Genomic DNA, 5,989 nt, shown 5'->3' with positions numbered 1-5,989 from the left:
GTCCTCCCCAGACCCCACAATGAGGAGATCGCCATGAAGCGCAACAAGCTTGCCTTGTCGTTGGCTGCACTCTTTGTTGCCTCGACGTCGAGCGTCGTGTCAGCCCAGGACAACAACCCGCAGGCGCCACCCGCGCCGGAGCAACAAGCCAAACAGTTGCAAACCATCACCGTGACCGGCTCGGCGCTGCCGCGCGTCGACGTCGAAACGCCTTCTCCCGTCACCGTGATCACCGCCGCGCAGATCGAGCGTAGCGGCCTGAAGACCGTCAGCGATGTCGTGCGCGCGATATCGGCCGACAACAGCGGCAGCATCCCCACCTCGTTCACCGCGGGCTTCGCGGCCGGTTCGTCCGGCGTGGCATTGCGCGGCCTGACCGTGAACTCCACGCTGGTACTGATCGATGGCAGGCGCAGCGCGAGTTATGCGTTGGCCGACGACGGCCAGCGCACGTTCGTCGACCTCAATACCATCCCGGTAAACGCCGTGGAGCGCATCGACGTACTGAAGGATGGTGCGTCGTCGCTGTATGGCGCCGACGCGATCGCCGGCGTGGTGAACATCATCCTCAAGCCCAGCTATCGGGGCGGCGAAGCCACGGCGGAGATAGGCACGTCGCAACACGGCGGCGGCACCACCAAGCGCTTTACCGGCTTGCTCGGTGGCGGTGACCTGGACAAGGACGGCCACAACGCCTACATCAGCGTCGAATACCAGAAGGATGATCCGATCAGGCTCAAGGATCGCGGCTTTCCGTACAACACGACGGACCTTTCCTCCATCGGCGGCAACAACCTGATCCAGGGACAGCCCAGCCTCAACCTCGGCTCCACCTACGGCACGGTGACGCCGGCGATGTTGACCCGGCCCGGCGACCTCAACTCCGGCGTTCCGTTGCCGGGTGCCGTGGCGCAGCCGTTGCGCCCGTGCGGATCGGACTCCACCCTGGTCACCAATGATCCGAACAACCCGGGCAGCTACTGCGCGCAGAACCAGACCGGTCAGAACGTGGAGATCGCGCCGGAGCAGGAGCGGCTGGGCTTGTACGGACGCTTTACCGTCAAGCTGAGTGACGATGCCACGGCCTACCTGTCGGCCAGCTACTTCCAGAACGAAGTGCAGACCACGGCGGTGCCAACGCAGATCCAGGCCAGCACGCCCAAGAACACCAACGCCATCACCCTGCCGCCCACCTTGCCCGACGGCTCGCTCAATCCGAACAATCCTTTCGCCGCGCAAGGCCAGTATGCGTTGATCAACTACGCCTTCCCTGGCCTTCAGTTCGGCGCGATCGACAACACCAACCACAACCTTCGCGTGGCCGCCGGCGTGAAAGGGCATGCCTGGGGCTGGGATTACGACAGCGCCCTGGTGATCAACCACACCTGGCTGGATATCAACAACTACGGCTTCCTCAACTACGACCAGCTGCTCAACGACGTCACCAACGGCACCTACAATTTCATCAACCCGTCGGCGAACTCGAAGGCGGCGCTGCAGGCGTTGTCGCCGACCTTGAACAAGACGTCCACCACGGACATGGACTCGCTGGATTTTCGCGCGTCGCGCGAGTTGTGGGAGATGGATGGCGGCCCGATGGGCCTCGGCGTGGGTGCTGATTTTCGCCACGAGAAGCAGCACGACCCCGACTTGAATCCGGACCTTGCGGCACAGGGGCTCGGTATCGCGCATACCATCGGCAGCCGCAACGTCTACGGCGTCTATGGCGAAGTGGTGATGCCGTTGCTGCAGTCGCTGGAGCTGGACCTGTCGGCGCGCTACGACCATTACTCGGACTTCGGCAGCAATGTCTCGCCGAAAGCGGGCTTCAAGTGGAAGCCGATCGACATGCTGGCGATCCGCGGCACGTACTCGCAGGGCTTCCGCGCGCCGAGCTTTGCGGAAAACGGCTCCAGCGCATCCGAGGGTTTCACCACCTACACGCCGCCGCCGGACTTCCAGGCCGCCCACGGCGGCAACGGCTATGTGCAGCCGTACCCGCTGGGCTTCCTCACCGCGGCCAATCCCAACATCAAGCCCGAGAAATCGGAAAGCTACACGTTCGGCATCGTGATACAGCCCTGGCAGCCGATCAGCCTTTCGCTCGACTACTACGACATCAAGAAGTCGGGCGTGATCGCGGCGGCGGATTCCGGCGCGGTACTGGATGCGTACTACGCGGGCCAGCCATTGCCGCCGAACACCGCCATCGTGGTGGACAACCCCGATCCGCAGAACCCCACGGCCTTGCCCAGGCCCATCGTGGTCGAGGCGCTGTACGTCAACCAGAACCGGCTCGAAACCAACGGCCTGGACGCGGACTTGCGCGCCGACTTCAAGTTCAACGACGAATGGCGCTGGATCAGCGAGCTGAATGCCACGCAGATCTTCGAATGGAACCTCTATCTGCAGGACGGATCCGAGCAACGGTTCGTGGGCACGCATGGCCCGTACCAGCTGTCATCGGGCGCGGGCACGCCGCGCACGCGCGCCTCGTGGGCCAATACCCTGATGTGGAAGGCGCTGACGGTGACCGGCACGTTCTACTACACCAGCGGCGAGTCGTTCGTCGTGCCTGACATCGCCCCGGGATGCTTCTCCACCAATACGATCACGGGCGCGAATTTTCCTGCCGATTGCCATATGTTGTCGATCACCACGTTCGACCTTACCGGCAGCTACGACTTCAACGACCACATTTCGGTCTACGGCTCGATCATGAACGCGTTCGACCGCAAGCCGCCGATCGACCCGATCAACTACGCGGCCAACAACTACAACCCGACCTATGGGTATTCCGGCATCGTGGGTCGCTTCTTCAACGTGGGCGTGAAGGTGAAGATGTAACCGCTCCCCGCGCGAACGACATGGCGGCGCACCGTGTTCGCGGTGCGCCGTTTTTTTGCTGGTGTTGTCGCGGCCGGTTACCCACAATGCGCGCATGTGCCTGATCGCCTTCGCCTGGAACTGCCACCCGCGCTGGCGCCTGCTGCTGGCGGGCAACCGTGACGAATTCCATGCGCGCCCGAGCGCGCCGCTCGCGCGCTGGCCCTCGCCGCCGATCGTCGCCGGCAAGGATCTGGAGGCGGGCGGCACCTGGCTGGGCGTAACCGACGATGGCCGCTGCAGCGTGGTGACCAATGTCCGCGATCCGCGCGATCCGCAGCTGGGACGCTCGCGGGGTCTCCTGGCGCTGGATTACCTGGGCGGGCGCATCGATGCCGGCGCGCATGCTGCGGCGCTCGTGGCGACGGCGGCGGACTATCGGCCCTTCAACCTGCTCACCTTCGACGCGACCGCGGCGTTCTATCTCGGCAATCGCCCGGAGCCGCGCGCCCAGGCGATCACGCCCGGCGTGCATGGCCTGTCCAACGCCGATTTCAACACGCCGTGGCCCAAGACACGCGCGCTGATGCAGCGCGTGGAGGCGTGGCTTGCCCAGGGTGACCACGATGACTTCGCGCCGCTGTTCGCGGCACTCGCCGATCCGCATGGCTATCCGGATGACCTGCTGCCGGACACGGGCATCGGGCTGGAGCGGGAACGCTGGTTGTCCTCGGCCTTCATCAGCGGCGAGCGCTATGGCACGCGCGCAAGCACGGTGGTGGCCATCGGCTATGACGGGCGGGGCGTGGTGGTGGAGCGTCGCTTTGGCCCATTCGGGCGCGAAGAAGGCGAGACGGCCATTCCCATAGGGCCTTAGAGCGCAGTCCCCGTGGGAGCCCACCCTGTGCGCGACAAGGCCGGGATGCAGCGCGCGGGTTCGTCGCGCACACGGTACGCTCCCGAAAGGGAGGGCGGCGGTCAGTCGGCCTTGCCGGGAAATTCGCCGTCCACATAGAACCAACGACCGTCCTCGCGCACGAAGCGGCTGATCTCGTGCATGCGTTGTGCCTTGCCGCCGCCGTAGCGCAGCCGGGCCACGAACTCCACCACGGCATGGTCGCCCGTCGTCTCGTGGCGCTTCACGGTCAGGCCCAGCCAGGTCGGCGAGGGCTGTTGCGTGGCGAGCTTGAGATGCGCCGGCCGCGTGCTGTCGTGCCAGGTGGCCAGGAGATAATCCTCGCGCTTGAGCACGTACGCGCTGTAACGCGAACGCATCAGCTGCTCGGCCGTGGCTGCCACGCCGCCCTCATGCAGCAGGCCGCAGCAGCGGGCGTAACCGGCGTCGTTGCCGCACGGGCAGGGCGTCAGGGTATCGATGGCTTGCACGTAGGGTCGCATGGCTGGCTGTGGCGCGGCACGGGCGCGTCTCTGCCATGCATCGTGACGCCTTTTGACCCCGAATGCCAACCATGGCGGGCCGGCCGTAGCGGTCAGCGCCGGCGTTGCCAGATACGCGTGCGGTTGTTGGCTGGCATCGCGATATCGTCGATCAGGTCAAAGCCTGCCACTTCCGCCAAAGCGTCGACGGCTTCGGCATCACGGATGCGCATGTGCGAGCCGCGCGCCTGCAGCCACTGATCGAACTCGGCGTTGCTGTCGCTGGTGTAGCGACCGTGGTAGTTGAAGGGTCCATAGACCGCGATGATGGCGTCGCCGGTGGTCACCCGACCCAGGTGATCGAACAGCCGCTCCACCTCGTCCCACGCCATGATGTGCAGCGTGTTGGCGCTGAACACGGCGTCGTAGCGATGCGACGGCCACGTGCCGCCGACATCCAGTTCGATCGGCGGCGGCGTGTTGGGCAGCCTGGCGTCGTCGAGCCATAGGCGGATGCCGGGCAGGTTTTCAGCGCGATCCGAACACTGCCAGCGAAGCGCCGGCATGGCCTGGGCGAAATACACCGCGTGCTGCCCCGTCCCGCTGCCGATCTCCAGCACGTCGCGACGATCGGCGAACTGCCCGCGCAACACATCGAGAATCGGCTCGCGGTTGCGCTCGCAGGAGGGCGCGCTGGGCTTGTCCACTTACACCGGCCGCCCGCGCAAAGCGCGCGCCGGCAGCATCAGCAGCGCGCCGAGAAAGGCGAACACGGCCGTTACGGTGATGCCCACCAGTCGCAGCGGCAGCGTCAACAGCCACACGATGGGATACAGCACGATCGCCAGCAGCGCGAGCGGCCAGCAAAACACCAGCAGCAACAGCCAGAGCAGGAAGGCAACCATGGCCCGATCCTCATGCCGAAACGGCGCCACTTTAGCCCAGCGGGTGGCCGCGTCGTAGATGACTACTTTCACCCCATCGGTTTCACGCCGATCAGCCAGCCGTGCAGCCAGAACGCGAAGATCGCCCAGGTCACGAGGCCGGCCACCGCCACGATGGCATCGCCCTTCACGCCACCGGCCGGGTAATGGACGCCTGCGGCGCGATCGCGGCGGCGAGCGCTGATGAAATCCACCACGGCCCACAGCAGGAACGCACCGAACAACACCACGTCATGCAGCATGCCGGTGGCGAGCAGATGGCCGAACGCCCAGGTTTTCACCCCGGCCAGCATGGGGTGGCCAAGCTTCGCCTTGAAGTGATTGGCGGGCACATAGGCCGCGACGACCAGGATGAAAGCGATCAAGGTGAACAGGGCATTGAGATGGCGCAGCCACATCGGCGGCACGTACAACAGCACCGGCTGCTGGCGCGCGAGCCCGAAGCCCCAGATGATCAACGCGAATCCCGCGATGGAGACCAACGCATAGAGGCCCTTCCAGCCTTTCTCGCCCAGCCTGGCGATCTGCCGGCTGCGCCAATCGTTGGCGAAGATGCGGACGGAATGCGCGCCGAGGAACAACACCAGACCAAGGATCAGCACTGCCATGGGCTCACCTGAGGGGTTGGCGAAACGCCACGATCATATCCCCTTGTAGGAGCGCACCCAGTGCGCGACAGCCTTTCGCGTCGGTTTGCATGGTCGGTGTTCCGATGTGTCCGGTTTTTACGTGCTGTGTTTCCGCGACCGGGCTCGCCTGCGGCGGGCTTCCGACGGACTGCCGTCCGCCGGGTCACTTTTCTCTGCGTGGCCAGAGAAAAGTAACCAAAAGAGAGGCCACCC

General features: G+C 65.2%; 6 protein-coding genes. 2 read left to right on the top strand and 4 right to left on the bottom strand.

What is annotated here, in order from left to right; translation table 11 throughout:
- Positions 1 to 33: 33 nt before the first annotated feature.
- Positions 34 to 2,847 (top strand): TonB-dependent receptor, encoded by a 2,814-nt coding sequence (locus JMF82_RS21440; RefSeq protein WP_201316558.1) that lies wholly within the window; start codon positions 34 to 36, stop codon positions 2,845 to 2,847.
- A 94-nt stretch (positions 2,848 to 2,941) separates the two neighbouring features.
- Entirely contained in the window at positions 2,942 to 3,703 is a 762-nt protein-coding gene (locus tag JMF82_RS21435) for an NRDE family protein (RefSeq protein WP_201316557.1), read from the top strand.
- A gap of 101 nt (positions 3,704 to 3,804) precedes the next feature.
- Here JMF82_RS21435 and JMF82_RS21430 read toward each other — a convergent pair whose 3' ends face one another.
- The 4 genes from JMF82_RS21430 to JMF82_RS21415 form a co-directional block, all read right to left on the bottom strand.
- Complete coding sequence (locus JMF82_RS21430) at positions 3,805 to 4,224, bottom strand: YchJ family metal-binding protein (RefSeq protein ID WP_201316556.1); 420 nt, start codon at positions 4,222 to 4,224, stop codon at positions 3,805 to 3,807.
- A 92-nt stretch (positions 4,225 to 4,316) separates the two neighbouring features.
- Complete coding sequence (locus JMF82_RS21425; protein WP_201316555.1) at positions 4,317 to 4,910, bottom strand: DUF938 domain-containing protein; 594 nt, start codon at positions 4,908 to 4,910, stop codon at positions 4,317 to 4,319.
- Positions 4,911 to 5,108, bottom strand: coding sequence for a hypothetical protein (locus tag JMF82_RS21420; protein ID WP_201316554.1), 198 nt, complete (start codon positions 5,106 to 5,108; stop codon positions 4,911 to 4,913). It lies immediately after the preceding gene.
- A gap of 68 nt (positions 5,109 to 5,176) precedes the next feature.
- Entirely contained in the window at positions 5,177 to 5,755 is a 579-nt protein-coding gene (locus JMF82_RS21415; RefSeq protein ID WP_201316553.1) for an NnrU family protein, read from the bottom strand.
- Positions 5,756 to 5,989 lie beyond the last annotated feature (234 nt).

This window comes from Dyella sp. EPa41 (assembly GCF_016586165.1).
Lineage (GTDB): Bacteria > Pseudomonadota > Gammaproteobacteria > Xanthomonadales > Rhodanobacteraceae > Dyella.
This window is presented reverse-complemented; position numbering and strand designations above follow the sequence as displayed.

Bases quoted from the DNA above. Each gene is read 5' to 3' on its own strand.
- JMF82_RS21440 (WP_201316558.1), top strand. From the start codon at position 34: ATGAAGCGCAACAAGCTTGCCTTGTCGTTGGCTGCACTCTTTGTTGCC.
- JMF82_RS21435 (WP_201316557.1), top strand. From the start codon at position 2,942: ATGTGCCTGATCGCCTTCGCCTGGAACTGCCACCCGCGCTGGCGCCTG.
- JMF82_RS21430 (WP_201316556.1), bottom strand. From the start codon at position 4,224: ATGCGACCCTACGTGCAAGCCATCGATACCCTGACGCCCTGCCCGTGC.
- JMF82_RS21420 (WP_201316554.1), bottom strand. From the start codon at position 5,108: ATGGTTGCCTTCCTGCTCTGGCTGTTGCTGCTGGTGTTTTGCTGGCCG.
- JMF82_RS21415 (WP_201316553.1), bottom strand. From the start codon at position 5,755: ATGGCAGTGCTGATCCTTGGTCTGGTGTTGTTCCTCGGCGCGCATTCC.